The organism is Sorangium sp. So ce385 (assembly GCF_051474135.1).
GTDB lineage: Bacteria > Myxococcota_A > Polyangia > Polyangiales > Polyangiaceae > Sorangium > Sorangium cellulosum_D.
This window is the reverse complement of the sequence record NZ_CP150337.1, coordinates 6222348-6238335: the sequence shown is the minus strand read 5'-3', so window position 1 is coordinate 6238335 and position 15988 is coordinate 6222348. Positions and strand designations below refer to the sequence as shown.

Below are 15988 nucleotides of genomic sequence, written 5' to 3'. Positions count from 1 at the left end.
GGCGTCGCCGGCGCGCCCGCCGCCGCGGGGAGGACCCCGCGCGCGTCGTCGGAGCAGCGGCGCCTCAACGGCCGAGCGCGGGCAGCACGTGCTCCGCCAGGATCGCGGGGAGCAGCCGCAGCTGCGCGCAGTGTTCGCCGGGGCCCGAGCCGGCGTAGCCGCGCACGTAAAGGCTGCCCCCGTCGTACATCCGGGTGAGCCGCAGCGCTTCTCCCGCGCCCTCGGCGCCGAGGCCGGGCGCTCCAGGCGGCGCGCCGTCGCCGCTGGAGGTCACCGCGATGGGGCTCGCGCCGAGCTCGCTCAGCAGGAAGCTGGCCACCTCTTTCGTCGACGCGTAGCCGCTCGTCGGGATCTCGGTGTGCGTCAGGTAGAAGACCGGCGCGCCGCGCGCGGCGGCGCTCGCGAGGGCGACGTACGGCGTGAGCTGGCCCTGCACGAGCGACGTCTGGCCCGGCATGTAAGAGGCATAGAGCGAGTCGAGCAGGATCAAGGCGTCCACGTGGCTGCTCCCGCGCTCGACGATCCTCCCGATCGCGCCCGATCCGGCGCTCCAGGACGACAGCAGGAGGCGGCGCGCGCGCGCGCCCGCGATCCCGGTCGCGGCGCCGACCTCGCGGTCGATCGCCTGGAGCAGCGCGTCCCAGCCGCCGACCTCGAGGGCGCGCGCGTAATCGCTGGAGCGGGTCCCCAGGTCGATCCCGGCGATGACCAGCTCCATGTCCCTGGGAGCCAGCACCTTTCGGATGGCCTCTGCGCCGTGGAAGTGGACGAGCAGCGCGTAGCCGCCGTCCGCCGAGATCGCGCGCGCGGGCGGGACGAGGAGCCTGCCCAGCGGCAGGGGGCGCCAGCGCTCGTAGCCGCCGAAGCCGTGGTCGGCGAAGTCGCAGCCCGCCTGCGCTTCGCGCTCCTCGAGCGCGATCCGCTCGGGCTCGCCGCCCCTGGGCAGCGGCGACGGCGCTGCGGGTGCGCTCGCCGGAGCCGGGACCGGCGACGCGCTGGGCTCCCGGCTCCGGCGGAGCAGCAGCACGCCGCCCATGACGCCAAGGCTCGCCGCCAGGACGAGCGCGTCGCGGAGCTGCCGCGTCCTCCGGCCGCTCAAAACCCGGGATCGGTGACGGTCGGCACCCACCGCGTCGAAGGAGGCTTGGTCGGGATGGCTTTGCGCGCGCTCGCGGCGCTCGATCCGGCGGCCGCCGCGCTCGGCGCCGCGGGGCCGGCGGCCGCCGCGCTCGGCGCCGCGGGGCCGGCGGCGGCCGGCGCGCCCTTGGCCGCCTGGCTCGGAGCACCGGTCCCGCGTTCCTCGGGACCGGCGGCGGCGCTCGGGTCGCGCGCCGGTACGGTGTCGGCCTCGTTGCCGTCGGCCAGGATCGCGGCGGCGCTGGCCGACGCCGGGGCGGCTGCCGCCGCGGCCCCCGCGCCGCGGTCGACCACCGCGGCCTGCTCGGGCGCGATCGGCTGCGGCGCGGACCGCTGCCGGAGCCACACCACGCCCGCGCCGAGCGCCGTGACGAGCGCGAGCGCCGCGGCTGCCGCCAAGGTCCCCGAGCGACGCCGCGCCGCGGGGACCTCGATCGGGCCGAGCGGCGTCTCCTGGCCTGGCGAGCTCTGCGGCAGCGCCTCGGGCAGCAGCAGCACCGGCTGCGAGAGCGAGGGAGCGCTCGCGCGGATCGTGGGGAGCTGTGCGTTCGGGTGGCCCGGGGGGAGCTGCGTGAAGAAGAACTCGCTGATGCTGTCGCGAACGAGCATCACCTCGGGCGGGTGCGACGCGCGCTCGTCGAGCATGCGGACCGTGTCGCGCAGCGCGGCGCGCCGGCGCTGGTTGCGCTCTCCGAGGAGCCCGCGCACGAACGCCCCGACGTCGTGGTCCGTCACCGTCGGCTCCTTCGCCAGCACGGCCTCGAGCGCGCCCTCCAGCTCGAGCATCGTCTGGTACCGCTTGTCCGGGTCCTTCTGGAGGCACGTCATCAGCACGTGCTCCAGATCGGCGGGGAAATCCGGGTTCTTCAGGCGGGGCGACAGCGCTGGCCGCGAGGTGATGTGCTGCAGCGTGAGGAGATCGTTCTCCGCGGTGAACGGATGATCCCCGGTCGTGAGCTTGTAGAGCACGATGCCCATCGCGAAGATGTCGGTGCGCCGATCGACCCGCTCGCCCCGCGCCTGCTCCGGGGACATGTACGGGACCTTGCCCTTGATCTGGCCCGCGGTCGTGTCGTTGCCGGAGCGGTTGGTCGCCTTGGCGACGCCGAAGTCCACGAGCTTCACGTGGCCGTCGTACGTCACCAGGATGTTCTGGGGCGACACGTCGCGGTGCACGAGCCCGAGCAGCTGATCGTCGTTCTGCGGGTCGCGGAGCTCGTGCGCGGCGTGCAGGCCGAGGCAAGCGCGGCTCAGGACGCGGAGCGCGATGCGCAGCGGGATCGCCACGCCGCTCTTGTTGGCCGCCCGCGCGATGACCGACAGCGCCTCGCCGTCGACCCACTCCATCACGATGTAGAGGACGTCGCCCTGCTCCCCGAGGTCGAGGATCTCGGCGACGTTCGGGTGGTGGATCCCCGAGGCGAGCCTCGCCTCCTCGAGGAACATCGACTCGAACTGGGCGTCCTCCGAGAGCGACGGCAGCATCGTCTTGATGGCGACCGTCTTCTGGAAGCCGCGATGGCCCTTGCGGCGCGCGGCCCACACCGTGGCCATCCCCCCCTGCGCGATGGGCAGGAGGAGCTCGTAATGCCCGAGCTCCTTTCCCGGCAACAGCTGGGGTTGGGGGATCATGACGTCGTGCGGCGCGCTCCGGACCGAAATGCAGGGAGCCCGGAAAGCTTGAGCAAGTCTAGCATCCGGGCCCGGCAGGCACGCTATGTGAGGCTGATCACAGAAATGCGGCGCGGAGGAGCGCCCCGCCGCGTCGGGAGATCACGCGCCGGGCGGGACCGCCTGTCCCCACAGCTGCTGGTAGATCTCGCTGAGCTTCTGGTGGGTCTCTTGCGAGAAGCCGTTGACCGCGTAGGGCCAGCGGAAGCCGTCTCCCATCGCCTGGTTGCACGAGAACGAGACGAGCAGATCGACCGGCGTGGGGTTGTTCGGCCGGATGATGGAGATGCCCAGGCCCGGGTAGAAGCAGTTGCCGCGGTCCGCCGTGAAGCTGTCCTCGTCGCCGAAGACGTCGAGGATCTGGTCCTTGAGCTCCTCGTCGGCGTCGCTGGTCGTGAGCTGACGCTGCTGGAGGATGACGAAGTTCTTGAAGCGGGGCTGAGCCGGCAGGGTCGGCGCGGTCGCGGTCTGCCCCGGGATGAGGTTGGGCGGGATGAGGCCGGGGAGCGCCTGCTGCAGCCCCTGGAGAGCGGCCTGCCCCATCTGCTGGAGCTCGGGCGGGATCCCCGGGATGAGGGTGGGGGCCGCGGTCGCCGTCGGCGTCGGGGCCAGCTCCTGCCCCTGGAGGCGGAGCACGGTGATCTGCGCCTTGTCCATCTCGTCGAACGGCGCCGTGCGGGCCGCGCAACCGGTGACAAGGGGTGCCAGCAAGGCGATGCCTGCGAGTGTACGGGTGGTGAGGTTCATGTTCACTTTGACGGTCATCTAGCACGGCTATGCGCCGGAAGGTGAACAGCGACCGCACACGGCAGGCCCTCGCCTCCGGTCCGCCCCGGGGCGGGCTTCACATCGTGCTCGCGCCGAACTCGTAGAGCGCCCGGATCTCGGTGAGCCGCGCCGTGATGTCGGCGCGCGTCACCTTCGCGATCCGCTGCGTGCCCACCGCCTCGACGCAGAACGAGGCCGTCGCCGTCGCGTGGAGCATGCCGCGCCGGAGCGCGAGCGGCGTGACCTCCGGCTGTCCCGCGAGGTAACCGATGAGCCCGCCGGCGAACGCGTCGCCGGCGCCCGTCGGATCGACGACATCCTCGAGCGGGAAGCCGGGCGCCGCGAACACGCCCTCCTCGTCGAAGAGCAGCGCGCCGTGCTCGCCGCGCTTGATGATCAGCCGGCGCGGCCCGCGGGACAGGATCTCCTTCGCGGCGCGGCGGATGTTGTACTTGCCCGAGAGCTGGCGCGCCTCCTCGTCGTTGACGACGAGCGTGTCGATGCGGCGCAGCATCGCCGCGACCGCCTTCGGCTCCCCCTCGATCCAGAAGTTCATCGTGTCCGCGAGGACGAAGCGCGGCGAGCGGACCTGCTCGAGCACGTCGAGCTGGAGCGCGGGGTGGATGTTGCCGAGCAGGAGGAAGGGCGTGTCGCGGTACGCCTCCGGCAGCTTCGGCGCGAACGACGCGAACACGTTGAGCTGCGTGTCGAGCGTCGTGCGGTGGATGAGATCGACGTCGTAGCGACCGGCCCAGCGGAACGTCTTCCCCGGAGCGCGCTCGATGCCCTCGACGGCGATGCCGCGGGCGCGCATCGCCGCGAGCGTCTCCTCGGGGAAGTCGTCGCCGACCACGGCCACCGTGCGCACCGGAGCGAAGCACGAGGCAGCGAACGCCGAGTACGTGGCCGAGCCACCCACGACGTTCTTGGCGCTGCCGGAGGGGAGCTCGAGGTCGTCGAAGGCCATCGAGCCGATGATGAGGATCGCGGAGGAGGTCGTCACAGAAGCCTCTTATTCGGGTTTTCGCGCAGCCGCTAGCCGCGCGTTTCGTTTCAGCGGCGCCGTCGCCGCGCCCGCGGGGCCGGGCGAGACGGCGCCCGCCCGCGGCTCGCTGCCGCGGGGCGGGCGCGGCGACAGCCTTCGCCGGGGAGCACGCTCAGTCCGCCTTCTGCCGGGGGCCGATGAGCCACTCGAGCCGCGCCTGCGCGTCGGGCGAGGTCGCGCTCGCCGAGGTCATGATGGAGCTCCGCAGCGCATGGCGCGCCGGGCTCTGCGACACGTCCGGCAGGCCGTGGGCGAGGGCCTTCGCGACGTTGCGCGCGTGCACGATGTTGCGGTTCAGCACGGCGATGACCGCCTCGACGCTCACCGCCTCCTCGGTCACGTGCCAGCAGTCGAAGTCCGTCGTGAGCGCGAGCGTGGCGTAGGGGAGCTCCGCCTCGCGCGCGAGCTTGGCCTCGGGCAGGTTGGTCATCCCGATGACGTCCGCGCCCAAGGACCGGAACATGCGGCTCTCGGCCCGCGTCGAGAACTGCGGGCCCTCGATGCAGACGTACGTGCCGCCGCGGTGGACGCGCGCGGCGGTGGCGCGCGCGGCCTCGTAGACGGCGCTCGCCATGAACGGGCACACCGGATCGGCGAACGGCACGTGGGCGACCACGCCGTCGTCGAAGAACGTGGAGATCCGGCGCTTCGTGAAATCGAGGAACTGGTCGACGACGACGAGGTCGCCGGGCTCGATCTGCTCGCGCAGGGAGCCCACGGCGCTCACGCTGAGCACGTGCGTCGCGCCGAGCATCTTCAGCGCGCAGATGTTCGCGCGGTAGTTGATCGCCGACGGGGAGAAGCGGTGCCCGCGGCCGTGGCGCGGCAGGAAGAGGACGGTCGCGTCGCCGCCCTTGACCTGTCCGCGGAGCACCGCGTCGCTCGGCAGCCCGAAGGGCGTGGACACCGAGACCTCCTCGACGTCCTCCAGCCACCCCATCTCGTAGAGCCCGCTGCCGCCGATGATGGCGAGCACGTCGCGCGTCGCGCCTTCGCTCATCGCTCGAACCTCCGCTCGGAGAGCAGCCGCTCGCAGAGCGCCGCGCGCCGCTGCCGGCGGCACCGCTCGGCGAAGACGAGCGACCTCAGCTGCTCGTACGCGCGGTTGATCTCGTCGTTCACGATCACGTAGTCGAAGAAGCCGTAGTGCTCGATCTCCCCCTTCGCGTTGCGGAGGCGCCGCAGCGTCGTCGGCTCGTCCTCGGTGCCGCGGCCGCGCAGGCGCCGCTCGAGCTCGGCGAGCGACGGGGGCAGGATGAACACGGCGACCGCCTCGGGCAGGCTCGCCTTGATCTGCCTCGCGCCCTGGTGATCGATGTCGAAGAGGACGCCGCGCGCCGTGGCCCGGGCGATCTCGATCTCCTTCAGGCTCGTGCCGTAGAGGTGATCGTGCACGCGGGCCCACTCGGCGAACGCGCCGATGCGGATCATCTGCTCGAACGTGCTCGGGTCGACGAAGTGGTACTCGCGCCCGTCGACCTCGTTCGGGCGCGGGCGCCGCGTCGTGTGAGAGACCGAGAAGCGCAGGTCGGGGAACTCGCTGCGCAGCCTCCCGCAGAGCGTCGTCTTCCCCGCGCCGGACGGGGACGACACGATGAGGAGGAGGAAGTCGTCACTGAGTGCTTCGGTCGACATGCTCTCCTGTCACTCGATGTTCTGGACCTGCTCCCGCAGGCGTTCGAGCTCCACCTTCATCGCCACGACGTGTTGGGAGATGGCGGCGTCCTGCGCCTTGGAGCCCAGCGTGTTCGCCTCGCGTACCATCTCCTGGAGCAGGAAGTCGAGCCTCCTTCCGCAGGGGTCGCCGCCCGGCGCCGCGAGCGCGCCGCCGAACTGGTCGAGGTGGCTCCGGAGGCGGGTGACCTCCTCGGTGATGTCGCTGCGCTCGGCGAGCAGCATCACCTCCGCCTCGATCCGCGCCGCCTCGAAGCCGGTCTCGATCCCCTGGAGCAGGCGCTCGACGCGCTCGCGCAGGCGCCGCCGGAGCGCCTCGCGCGCGTCGTCGGCGCGCGCGACCACCTCGGAGGCGAGCGCGCGGAGCGTCGCCACGCGGCCGCGCATGTCGCTGGCGAGCGCCTCGCCCTCGCGGTGGCACATGCCTTCCATCGCGTCGATCGCGCGCTCGATCGCGAGCTTGAGCGCGGCGCGGACGGCGGCGATCTCGTGGCCGCCCGCGGGGGCGAAGAGATCCGGCACCGCGCAGAGCAGCGAGAGCGGCACGTCGGCGCCCGGCGCGAGCTCGTCGCGGAGCTCGGCGAGCGCGCGGAACGCCGCGCGCGCCTTCGACTTGTCGAGCGTGCTCGGGGCCAGCACCGCCCCCTCGGTGCGCACGATGATCTCGATGCGCCCCCGGCGCAGCCGCTCGCGCGCCACCTGCTCGGCGAACATCGTCAGATCGACGAGCTCGCGCGGGAGCCGCGCGCGCACGTCGAGGAAGCGCTGGTTCACCGAGCGGATCTCGGCGACGACGCGCCCTTCGGTGAGCGAAGCGTCACCGAGCCCGAAGCCGGTCATGCTCCGCACGAGCCGCTCCGCTCTACCTAGCTCGCCTGGTGCCCGGTGTCCGTGGCCGCTTGGGCCTTGGGCAGCGGAACCTTGCCACAGGTGACCGTGGCCGACGCGGCCGCGGGGCCCTTCTCGCGGAGCGTCCGCAGGTACGTGACCGTGGGGGCGATGCCGTCCTCCCAGCGCACGCGGGGCTCGTACCCGATGAGCTCTGCCGCGCGCGAGATGTCGGCGAGCGAGTGGCGGATGTCCCCCGCGCGGGGCGGGAGGTGCTCGATCGCGACGTCGCGCCCGAGGACCCGCGAGATCTCCCTGCAGAGCTCGTTCAGCCCGATCCTGCGGCCGCCGGCGATGTTGATGATCTCGCCCCTGAACTTCTTCGGCGACGTGGCGCCGAGCAGGTTCGCGAGGACGGTGTTCTCGATGAAGCAGAAGTCGCGCGTCTGCTCCCCGTCGCCGTAGATCGGGATCGGCCGGTTCTGCAGGGCGGCGTCGATGAACCGCGGGATCGCCGCGGCGTAGGCGCCGTCCGGCGTCTGGTTCGGCCCGAAGACGTTGAAGTAGCGCAGGCTCAGGGTCTCGAGGCCGTAGATCCCCGCGAAGACCTTCATGTAATGCTCGCACGCGAGCTTCGTGACGGCGTAGGGCGAGAGCGGCATCGGCTCCATGGCTTCGTGCTTCGGGAGGACGGGCGTCTCGCCGTACGCGCTGGACGACGCGGCGAAGATCACGCGGCGCACGCCCTGCCGGCGCGCCACGTCGAGCACCGTGACCGTGCCGCCGACGTTGACGGCGTTCGACTCGACCGGCGTCTCGACGCTGCGCGGGACCGAGCCGAGCGCGGCCTGGTGGAGGATGACCTCGACCCCCTTCGCCGCCGCCGCGACCGCCGCCGCGTCCCGGATGTCCCCGGTGATGCGCTCGATCAGCGACTGGTGCGGGAGCCCGTCGAGGTTCTCCCACCGGCCCGTCGCGAGGTTATCGAGGACGCGGACCCGCTCCCCGGCCGCGGTCAGCGCCGCGACGAGGTTGCTTCCGATGAACCCGGCTCCGCCGGTGACCAAGTAGCGAGGCGTGGACATGTGCGTGCTCCCCCAGCGGGCGCCTACTTCTTCTTGAAAAGGTTGTCGAGCTTGGAGCGCGCATCCGCGATGCGCTTCGAGTTATCTTCCGGTACGCCGTTCTTGAACGTGAAGAAAGTACAATAGTTCGCCCTTTCCCGGTCCGGGATGTACTCGGCGATGTGCTCTTTGCACTGGTTGTGCGCGGCCGGGTCCCAGTTCTCGCAGTTCTTGCAGCAGTGGAGGTCGACACCGCAGTGGGGGCAGGTGTCCGCGCGCTGGAGCTTCACCTCGAAGATGAGCTCGTTCTTGCATTTATGACAGAAGTGCCGCTTCGCCTCGACCTTGGGAATCCAGCTCATGATGTCCTCCGGTACCACGACGGAGCCCGATCTGGCAGGCGGAACGTTCCACGAGGAGGAATGGTCGTAAATAGTGCGCCATCCTCCTACATGGTGTCCCCGTGCCGAGGCGCGGGGCGGTTCGGGTGAGGTCTCGCTGAGCCGGCGGACGTCACGGGCGGCCCGCTCGCTTTGCGACGAGCCCGCCCGCACGGCACCGCCGGCTACAGCATGCCCTTGCGGCGCTGGATCTCGCCCATGACCCGCTGGTACTCGATCTCCCAGGTGCGGGTGCCTTCCTGCACGTGGCGGAGCTTGCCGCGGACCTCGGTCTCGAGCGCCTCGTCCATCTCCAGATATTTCCGGAGGATGGGCCGCACCCGGCGCCGCAGGTCGTGGTCCTCGACGAACACCTCCTCGACGTTGTTCGAGTGCATCAGCATCTCGAGCAGCTGGTCGAGGAGATAATCCATCGTTTCCTCGCCGACCTTGATCCCCTTCTGCTCGGCGGCCAGGCGCTTGACCCGGTTGAACTCGCCCTGGGGCAGCCCGCGAGCCTGGAGGATCTCTTTCGCCCGCTCGGTCGCTTCCCGCTCGGCTTGCAGGTAGCTCGTGAACACCGACTCGATGTCGAGCGCGACCTCTTTTTTCGACGTGCACTCGATATCGCGATTGTCCACGAGCGCGCGGACGATTTCTTCTGTGAGAGGAGTAATTTTGCCGCTAAAGAGGCGCATCCAACGTCCGTAGCTGGAGGAGCGGTCGAACTGGCTCCCCCGTGCAGGGGTTCATTCACGGGGCGTGCCCGGCTCAAACCGAAAGGTACGGGCCGCGTCTCCGAGATGTCAACGCAAGTGGGAGGTCCCGGCACAAGTCGGAGCCCCCCGGCCGGCGGGGCCCTCCCGGAAACAGCAGGACCGCGACACCGCAAACCGCAGGAGCAGCCGCGATGATGATGGGTAAGGATGCGATGGCACGGAGCGTCAGGGTTCAGCCTGGCGCGCTCGGGAACGACGGTGGACTCGACCTAGACTCGCGCAAACGACGGGTCGTCCGGCGCGGGGCGATCGGCAATGCGGCATCCCCGGCCACGCAGGCGGCGCTGGCCGACGGGGGCACGATTCAACGCGTCGCGAAAGGGCGTCACCTCGTGACGCAGGGCGACGCGGCGACCGCCCTCGCGATGCTCAGCCTCGGCCGGGTCCGCCTGGTGCGAGGGATGAGCGACGGGCGCAGCCTGTCGCTCGGTTACAGGGGGGCCGGCGACGTGCTCGGCGAGGCCGCGCTCGGCGGCGTCACGGCCCACCGGGAGAGCGCGATCGCCACCGAGGACGTCGAGGCGCTCATCGTCCCGCTGGCGACGGTGCGCAACCTGATGGCGAGCGACGCCAACTTCGCCGCCGCGATCGTGACCACGCTGGTCGAGCGCCACACGGACACCGAGGAGCGCCTGGCCTCGATGCTCTTCCGCAACGTGGAGGCCCGCCTCTGTGAGTTCCTGCTCAAGGCCGCGACGCGCTGGGGCATCCCCGATCCGCGCGGGGTGCTCATCTCCGCGCCGTTCACCCATCAGGAGATGGCGAGCATGATCGGCTCCACGCGCGAGACCGTCACGCTCACGCTCGGCGATCTCCGCCGCAAGGGGGTGATCGAGATCGATCGCCGCCGGATCGTGGTGCTGGATCGCGACGCGCTGAAGAGCCGCATCTGAGCTCGCTCGCCCGGCGGCATCGCTGAGGGACCGCGGTCTCCTCCCGAGCGCCGCCCGTCGCCGCCCAGGCTGCTCGCTCGGCGGCCTCCGCTCCGACAAGCCCGACTGCTCCCGGCCTCGCAGCGGCGTCCGCCTCCCTGCTCCAAGCGCTGCTTCCTCCAAGGGACCCCGGGTCCAGAGATCCTGCGGACCTCTCTGCCGGCTCCCCGCTGGGCAGCTCCATCCCACGCCGCGTGCCGCGGCCACGCACGCGGGGAGGGGACCGCGCGCTCGGCGCACGGCCGCGCGGCGCACCGCGCGGCGATGACCCCATCGATCCGGAGCGCGATCCGCGCTGCAGCGCGCCTAGCGATCGCGCTTGGGGCCGCCGCTCACCGGGTCGCGGGTGGAGCGGACGCCGAGCTTGAGCCTGCGCATGACCGCCTGCTTCTGCCGCTCCTTGTACCTGGCGTGGCTCGCCTCGCCGACCTCGTTCGCCGCCTCGGTCTCACGGTCGATCAGCTGGAACTCGCAGAGGACGAAGATGATCGGCCCGAGCGCCCACGCCGCGGGCGGCGCCATGTCGAGGATCTCGGCCGGGAGGCGCACGGGCAGATCGACGACGAAGTGGATCACGCGGTAGCTCCGATCGCTGAAGCTGTTGTCGCCCGCCGTCAGCCCGTCGTCGACGTCCGTCTGCAGCGCCTCGAGCATCGGCTGGAGGAACGGCCGCGTCTCGCAGTAGCTCCGGAACCGCAGGATCGTGTTCGTGCTCTCGCCGGGCACGACGTAGTTGAACGGGAACAGGCGCTCCGAGAGGTAGAGGAGGACGGGCAGCAGATCGTCCACCGTGCGGCAGACGATGCGGAAGCGGAGCTTGTCGTAGATGGCCGCCGCGGTCGTGTCCGTCTTCGACAGGAGCTTCGTGTAGAGCGAGTCCTTGTTCTTCCGCCCGCCGATGAACTCGGTGATGGGGAAGCCCGCCGCGAGCATGCCGCCGATCACCCGGTACACCTTCTCCTCGACGAGGTGGAAGACGTCCTGGTCCGACATCGGGATCGAGAAGAGCAGCTCGCGCCCGGCCAGGTGATGGATGATGTGCATCGCCTTGAGGATCGTGCAGGCGCAGAGCTGGCGATGGCCCTTGGCCGAGGCGAGCATCAGGATCTCCTCGACCGACGCGCGCGCGACCGGGCTCGGGATCGGGAACTCGAAGTGGCGACGCAGGTACGCGATCGCCTCGTTCTTGACGCTCTCGAGGTGGGCGCGATCCCCGGGCTCGTCGGGGTGGAACTCCTGCGCAAGCAGGAGATCGCGCGCGTCCTGCTCGCTCTGGAGGTTGAGCCGTCGCCAGTCGATGACCGAATCGCCGCGCAGGATGAGGTGCACGGACTCCAGGTCCATGAGCGAGAACTCTTCGAGCCGCTTGAGCCGGCCGACGGAGGCGTCGTGCGTCATGACCTCACGCCCCCCGAGCGTAGGCGCCGGCGCTGTCGAGCGCTCGGGAAAGCGTCGCGGCGGCGTGCAGCGGGCGGCAGCTGGGCGAGAAAATCAGGAGACAGGGGCGTTCGGCGGGGCGGGGCGAGAGCTCGGAGTGCGGCCGAGCGACAGGGTCCCGAGGAAGATGCCGATCGTCAACGCCACGACCGCGGCGTGGCCGAGGTACGCGCCACTGCAACCAATGGCGGCGAACGGGGCAAGCGCAGCCAGATACCACGGGGTGATCCTCATCGGTTCTCCTTCTCCGCCTCCAGCGACACTGTACAGGTCGCATGGTCGCTCCCTCCGGGGGGGCACCACGATGCTTCACGGTTGTCCCGGTCAGAGCGTGTAAGTTGTTGTAGGATAAGGTGCCACGCCCTGCTGCTGCGGGCCAAGAAGTAGCGGTTCCGGGGTGAACGCATCAAGGGAATTCGTTCTCATATTCCATTCCCATCCGAACCGCGGCCCCTGCTTACACGAAACACTGAACAAAAACAACGGTTTGTCACCGAAGTTGAAGCTCTTGCATCACGGGCTGCACGCGGCCCGCCGGACGCGAGGTGGTGCCTCAAGGACACGCTTCCAACTCACGGCACTGCCTGGCTTGTCAGTTTCCGGGCGTCAACGGTCTCGTGCGCCGACCGACCGCGAGGAGGAAAGGGCGCGTATCGCCGGTCCGGGACGCCGGTCGCTCGGCGATGCCGGCGCGAGCCTGCGCGATGGCGCATCCGTGGCGCTGCGATGCGGCGTCCCGACGAGCGGAAGCAGGGGCTGAACACGAGCGACCCGCCGACGCGCCGCGTGCGTCCGGGGGGATCTTTCGAGAGCGCGCGGCAATCGCGCGCCGTTCAGCGCACGAACAGCGTGATCCGAGAGGAGTCTCCCAGCGTGACGGTCCGGCTCGTGACGTCGTGCCCACGCTTCCGGTCGACCGCGATCTCCACATGGTAGAGGCCGTCCGGGAGCGACACCTTGGTGAGGACTGTCCTCGGCGCCGTCCCCTCGGCGAACCGCCAGGAGCTGTCGATGACCGGCGCGGCCTCGGTCGCGCGCTGGCCCGCGGAAGGATCCGTCCAGGTCACGTCGAGCCCCACGACCGTCGCGGCGTCGTCCAGCTTCAGCTCGACCTCGCGCTCCTCGGGCATGCTCTTGAAGAGGACGCTCCCCGCGAACAGCGCGCCCGCGACGAGGATCACCGGCGCGAGCCGACGAGCCCAGGGGGGGCGACCGTCCGGCGCGGCCGGCCGTTCTTCCGGCGCCTGATCGAGGTCCTCCTGCTGGGTCGAGCTCATCGGGCTAGCGCTGTGCCGGTGCGGAGCCGGCCGGTGCGGAGCCGCCCGCTCTGCTGGTGCGGATTCGCTTCACGAGGCCATCGATCACCTGCTGCGGCAGATCGAAGGCGGGCATCTTGTTCCTGCCCTTCCGGATCACCTCGGCGAGCTGGGCGTCGGTCACCCGCTCCTGCCAGGCGGCGTCGGTGAGATCCGGGGCGCGAACCATCGGACCTTGCGGGCCGTCGCCGCGACCGGCCCTGCCGTGACAGCTGGAGCAGTTCCGCTGCCAGGCGAGCTCGATCAGCCCCGGGTCGGTCTCGTTCGAGGCGACCGGCCGCGCGGCGACCTTGCCGCCCTGCCCCTCGTTGGGGCTCGGCGGATCGTGATCGGCCGGCGTCCACTCGCGAACGTCGCCCGGCCCGGGGTCGCAGCCGAAGAGGCCAAGCGAGAGGACGGCCGTGATGAGGAGGCGGCCCAGGGAGCTGTCGTGGCGTCGCCGCATGGGGTGGAGGAGTACGGATAGTGAAGATGATGGGGGAGGCAAGCGAAGAAGGACAACAAGACGACGTCCGCCGCCGGCGCGCGCGGAATGGCGAGGCGCGGCGCGGCGGCGAGCGGGGCTGCGTCGTCGAACGGTCAGGCTGCCGGGCGCGCCGCGGACGCGCCGCGACGATCGCGGCACGCCCGGAGGGGCGCAGCCAGGCGGAGCGCCGTCACTTGCAGGAATCGCCGGCGACCTTGCCGCCGCCGTCCACGGGCTGCTTGTCGACCGCCTTGCCGTCGATGGCCGCGATGAAGAACCCGGTGCGGCGGTTCTGGGCCTTGCCGTCGGGCGTGTTGTTGTCGGCGATCGGCTTGCTCTCGCCGAAGCCGACGGCGATGAAGCGCTTGCAGTCGTGGCCCTTCGCGACGAGCCAGCGAGCGACCGACATCGCGCGCTTCTCGGACAGCACCTGGTTCGCGGCGTCCTCGCCGTCGGAGTCGGTGTGCCCCTCGACGCGGAGGAGGGTGACGTCCTTCCGCTGCTTCAGGAAGTCGTCGACGATGTTGAGGACCTCGTCGCTCTCGGGCAGGAGCTTGTCGCTGTTGGTCTCGAAGACCACCGGGCCGGGCAGCTCGACCTGGTTGCCCTTCAGCTTGAAGGTGAGCTTGAAGCGCGGGCGGGGCTTCTTCTCCTCCTTCGGCTCCTCCTGCTTCGGCTCCGGCGGGGGCGGGGGCGGGGGGGCCTCCGGCTCCTTGCTGCCGGCTTTGAACGAGGCCGTGCAACCCGCCGTCGCGGCGGCAGTGCCAACCATCATCACGGCGCACAGAACGGAAGCGACGTATCTACGCATGGACGTTGTTCTCCTCTGAGGGCACGAGCCAGAGCTCGCGTCGGCAACCCGCCGGGCTGACGCCCTGGGACGGCAGCTCGCCATGAATCTTTACTGCCATCGGGTATTTGCGTGGTGGACGCTCGAAGCGATGCCGCCTTCTAGCGAAAAGTTGGGACAAACGAAACCAGGAAGAGGGCGCCTCACGGACCCCCACAAGCGGGCGGACCGAGAGAGCACGCCGCCAAGGCCTCCCTCGCTGGAGCGCGTACCCTGGACGGGCGGGGTCGATTCCTGAGACGCTTGCAGGGCGCGCGATGGCTCAACGGCGAGCACGATCTTCGCGCACCGCGCGAGCGGGCTGAGCGGGGCGCACGTCGCAGGCTGTGGGAGCTCTGGCGAGGGGCACCCGGGAGGTGCCCGCGGAGCCCTCGACGAGGGCTCCGTCGGGATCGCCGCTGCTGGATGGGAGTCGCGCGGCGCTCAGCCCTCGTCCGGGGGCGCTTCCCCGCACGGCACGCCGCTCGTCTCGGCAGGGGGCGCGATCTCGCCCAGCTGGACCTGTCGCGCCGTGAACCCGATGCCGATGGAGATGGCGTTGCACTCCTGGCCCGGGTCCTGGCTGCCGTCCTTCAGGATGTCCGAGGCGCGACGGACCTGGTCGAGGGTCGTCTCCAGCCCCGCGCCCTCGCAGAAGGTCGGCTCGATGGCGCCGATGACGCTGCGCAGCTCCTCGACGAGGACGGCCGTCTCGAGCACGCCCGCGATGGTGCCGTTGACGACCGACTTGCGATCGGGCTCGAGGTCCATCGCGATCCTCACGTTGCGGATCGTGAGGCCGATGGTGGTCCCCGAGATCGTCAGGTTCAGCTTGAAGGTGACCTGCGACTCCGGGCCCGAAACCCACGTGTTGTCGACGACGTAGCTGGCCGGGAACACGACCTTGGCGCTCTCGATGTCCTGCGCGTCCTCGAGCAGCTCCGGGACGACGGGCCACTTGTCGCTGCCGTTCCAGACGGGCGCCGAGCCCAGGGTGGCGCCGCCATAGAGCTTCGCGGTGAGCGGGTTGTAGGACGACTGCGCGCCGAGCCCGTCGACCTTCAGGATCACCGTGAAATCGCCGTTGGCGATGGCGTCGCTGACCTTGGTCGACGGCTCGGGCAGGAGAGTCGCAATGAGGGCGACGAGCTTGTTTCCGAAGGAGTTGTCGATGCCGTCGACGCCGTCCGGATAGACGTCCGAAGGGGCGGCGCCGTCGACCGGCTTGCACAGGTCCTCCGAGATGGTGCTGGACACCTTGCCGTCGATGTTGAAGCCGTACTGCTTCCAGCTGCCGGGCACCTTGTCCCCGTTGCGATCCGTGTCGCCGAGGAAGAGGCGGTCGATCGCGAACGCGACCCCCTCGCCGTCACCGGCCTGCTCCGGACCCGGCCCGGGCGGCTGGCCGAGGTCGACGTCTTGTTCAGCGGGCGGCGGCGTGGCCTCTTCGGAACCACAGCCGGCGACGGACAGGAGCGCCGTCGCCAAATAGACCGCGACGGCGATACGGGAATGGCGCATCATCGACCTCACTTTCTGGAAACCCCACCCCAAATCAGGCAAGTGCTCTCAAACGGGCGCACATGCTAGCGCTGGCCCGCGCGCCTCATCAAGGACGATCCCCGCTGCGCAATGCGCTATATGTGAGCTCGCAGGCACGTG

Annotated in this window: 17 protein-coding genes; 1 reads left to right on the top strand and 16 read right to left on the bottom strand. The window is 70.5% G+C overall.

Annotation, left to right across the window (positions count from 1 at the left end; all coding sequences use genetic code 11):
* Positions 1–64: 64 nt before the first annotated feature.
* The 10 genes from WME83_RS22715 to WME83_RS22670 all read right to left on the bottom strand — a co-directional run bounded on the left by WME83_RS22715 (position 65) and on the right by WME83_RS22670 (position 9265).
* Positions 65–1099, bottom strand: a complete 1035-nt coding sequence (locus tag WME83_RS22715; RefSeq protein WP_437321380.1) for a hypothetical protein — start codon at positions 1097–1099, stop codon at positions 65–67.
* Positions 1096–2769: a serine/threonine protein kinase gene (locus WME83_RS22710; protein ID WP_437321379.1), complete on the bottom strand. Its 1674-nt coding sequence runs from the start codon at positions 2767–2769 to the stop codon at positions 1096–1098. Before WME83_RS22710 ends, WME83_RS22715 begins: the two co-directional genes overlap by 4 nt.
* Positions 2770–2910: 141 nt before the next feature.
* Positions 2911–3573, bottom strand: coding sequence for a hypothetical protein (locus tag WME83_RS22705; protein WP_437321378.1), 663 nt, complete (start codon positions 3571–3573; stop codon positions 2911–2913).
* A 79-nt stretch (positions 3574–3652) separates the two neighbouring features.
* Complete coding sequence (locus tag WME83_RS22700) at positions 3653–4579, bottom strand: PfkB family carbohydrate kinase (protein WP_061623735.1); 927 nt, start codon at positions 4577–4579, stop codon at positions 3653–3655.
* A gap of 154 nt (positions 4580–4733) precedes the next feature.
* Positions 4734–5621 (bottom strand): S-methyl-5'-thioadenosine phosphorylase, encoded by an 888-nt coding sequence (mtnP, locus tag WME83_RS22695; protein WP_437321377.1) that lies wholly within the window; start codon positions 5619–5621, stop codon positions 4734–4736.
* On the bottom strand, positions 5618–6256 hold the full coding sequence (gmk, locus tag WME83_RS22690; RefSeq protein ID WP_020736457.1) for a guanylate kinase: 639 nt from the start codon (positions 6254–6256) through the stop codon (positions 5618–5620). Before gmk ends, mtnP begins: the two co-directional genes overlap by 4 nt.
* Positions 6257–6265: 9 nt before the next feature.
* Positions 6266–7135 (bottom strand): YicC/YloC family endoribonuclease, encoded by an 870-nt coding sequence (locus WME83_RS22685; RefSeq protein WP_437322027.1) that lies wholly within the window; start codon positions 7133–7135, stop codon positions 6266–6268.
* A gap of 26 nt (positions 7136–7161) precedes the next feature.
* Positions 7162–8208 (bottom strand): SDR family oxidoreductase, encoded by a 1047-nt coding sequence (locus WME83_RS22680; protein WP_437321376.1) that lies wholly within the window; start codon positions 8206–8208, stop codon positions 7162–7164.
* A gap of 23 nt (positions 8209–8231) precedes the next feature.
* Positions 8232–8549, bottom strand: a complete 318-nt coding sequence (locus tag WME83_RS22675) for a hypothetical protein (RefSeq protein ID WP_437321375.1) — start codon at positions 8547–8549, stop codon at positions 8232–8234.
* A 203-nt stretch (positions 8550–8752) separates the two neighbouring features.
* On the bottom strand, positions 8753–9265 hold the full coding sequence (locus WME83_RS22670; protein WP_437321374.1) for a DUF507 family protein: 513 nt from the start codon (positions 9263–9265) through the stop codon (positions 8753–8755).
* Between the two features lie 233 nt (positions 9266–9498).
* Between WME83_RS22670 and WME83_RS22665 the strand changes: the two genes are divergently transcribed.
* Entirely contained in the window at positions 9499–10239 is a 741-nt protein-coding gene (locus tag WME83_RS22665) for a Crp/Fnr family transcriptional regulator (protein ID WP_236644713.1), read from the top strand.
* Between the two features lie 345 nt (positions 10240–10584).
* Here the strand turns inward: WME83_RS22665 and WME83_RS22660 are convergent, their stop codons facing one another.
* From WME83_RS22660 to WME83_RS22635, 6 genes are all read right to left on the bottom strand, one after another.
* Positions 10585–11676, bottom strand: coding sequence for a TIGR04552 family protein (locus WME83_RS22660; protein WP_437321373.1), 1092 nt, complete (start codon positions 11674–11676; stop codon positions 10585–10587).
* 93 nt (positions 11677–11769) lie between these two features.
* A complete protein-coding gene (locus WME83_RS22655; protein ID WP_020736450.1) occupies positions 11770–11949 on the bottom strand; it encodes a hypothetical protein in 180 nt (59 codons plus the stop codon).
* Between the two features lie 599 nt (positions 11950–12548).
* Complete coding sequence (locus WME83_RS22650) at positions 12549–12992, bottom strand: hypothetical protein (protein ID WP_437321372.1); 444 nt, start codon at positions 12990–12992, stop codon at positions 12549–12551.
* A 4-nt stretch (positions 12993–12996) separates the two neighbouring features.
* Positions 12997–13476 carry a c-type cytochrome gene (locus WME83_RS22645; protein ID WP_437321371.1) on the bottom strand — a complete coding sequence of 160 codons (480 nt, stop codon included), beginning with the start codon at positions 13474–13476 and terminating at the stop codon, positions 12997–12999.
* Between the two features lie 211 nt (positions 13477–13687).
* Positions 13688–14308 carry an OmpA family protein gene (locus WME83_RS22640; protein WP_437321370.1) on the bottom strand — a complete coding sequence of 207 codons (621 nt, stop codon included), beginning with the start codon at positions 14306–14308 and terminating at the stop codon, positions 13688–13690.
* Positions 14309–14770: 462 nt separating this feature from the next.
* Positions 14771–15850 (bottom strand): hypothetical protein, encoded by a 1080-nt coding sequence (locus WME83_RS22635; protein WP_437321369.1) that lies wholly within the window; start codon positions 15848–15850, stop codon positions 14771–14773.
* Positions 15851–15988 lie beyond the last annotated feature (138 nt).

Coding starts and splice junctions, on each gene's coding strand:
- WME83_RS22710 (WP_437321379.1), bottom strand. CDS start 2,769: ATGATCCCCCAACCCCAGCTGTTGCCGGGAAAGGAGCTCGGGCATTAC.
- WME83_RS22705 (WP_437321378.1), bottom strand. CDS start 3,573: ATGACCGTCAAAGTGAACATGAACCTCACCACCCGTACACTCGCAGGC.
- mtnP (WP_437321377.1), bottom strand. CDS start 5,621: ATGAGCGAAGGCGCGACGCGCGACGTGCTCGCCATCATCGGCGGCAGC.
- gmk (WP_020736457.1), bottom strand. CDS start 6,256: ATGTCGACCGAAGCACTCAGTGACGACTTCCTCCTCCTCATCGTGTCG.
- WME83_RS22685 (WP_437322027.1), bottom strand. CDS start 7,135: ATGACCGGCTTCGGGCTCGGTGACGCTTCGCTCACCGAAGGGCGCGTC.
- WME83_RS22680 (WP_437321376.1), bottom strand. CDS start 8,208: ATGTCCACGCCTCGCTACTTGGTCACCGGCGGAGCCGGGTTCATCGGA.
- WME83_RS22675 (WP_437321375.1), bottom strand. CDS start 8,549: ATGAGCTGGATTCCCAAGGTCGAGGCGAAGCGGCACTTCTGTCATAAA.
- WME83_RS22670 (WP_437321374.1), bottom strand. CDS start 9,265: ATGCGCCTCTTTAGCGGCAAAATTACTCCTCTCACAGAAGAAATCGTC.
- WME83_RS22665 (WP_236644713.1), top strand. CDS start 9,499: ATGGCACGGAGCGTCAGGGTTCAGCCTGGCGCGCTCGGGAACGACGGT.
- WME83_RS22660 (WP_437321373.1), bottom strand. CDS start 11,676: ATGACGCACGACGCCTCCGTCGGCCGGCTCAAGCGGCTCGAAGAGTTC.
- WME83_RS22655 (WP_020736450.1), bottom strand. CDS start 11,949: ATGAGGATCACCCCGTGGTATCTGGCTGCGCTTGCCCCGTTCGCCGCC.
- WME83_RS22650 (WP_437321372.1), bottom strand. CDS start 12,992: ATGAGCTCGACCCAGCAGGAGGACCTCGATCAGGCGCCGGAAGAACGG.
- WME83_RS22645 (WP_437321371.1), bottom strand. CDS start 13,476: ATGCGGCGACGCCACGACAGCTCCCTGGGCCGCCTCCTCATCACGGCC.
- WME83_RS22640 (WP_437321370.1), bottom strand. CDS start 14,308: ATGCGTAGATACGTCGCTTCCGTTCTGTGCGCCGTGATGATGGTTGGC.
- WME83_RS22635 (WP_437321369.1), bottom strand. CDS start 15,850: ATGATGCGCCATTCCCGTATCGCCGTCGCGGTCTATTTGGCGACGGCG.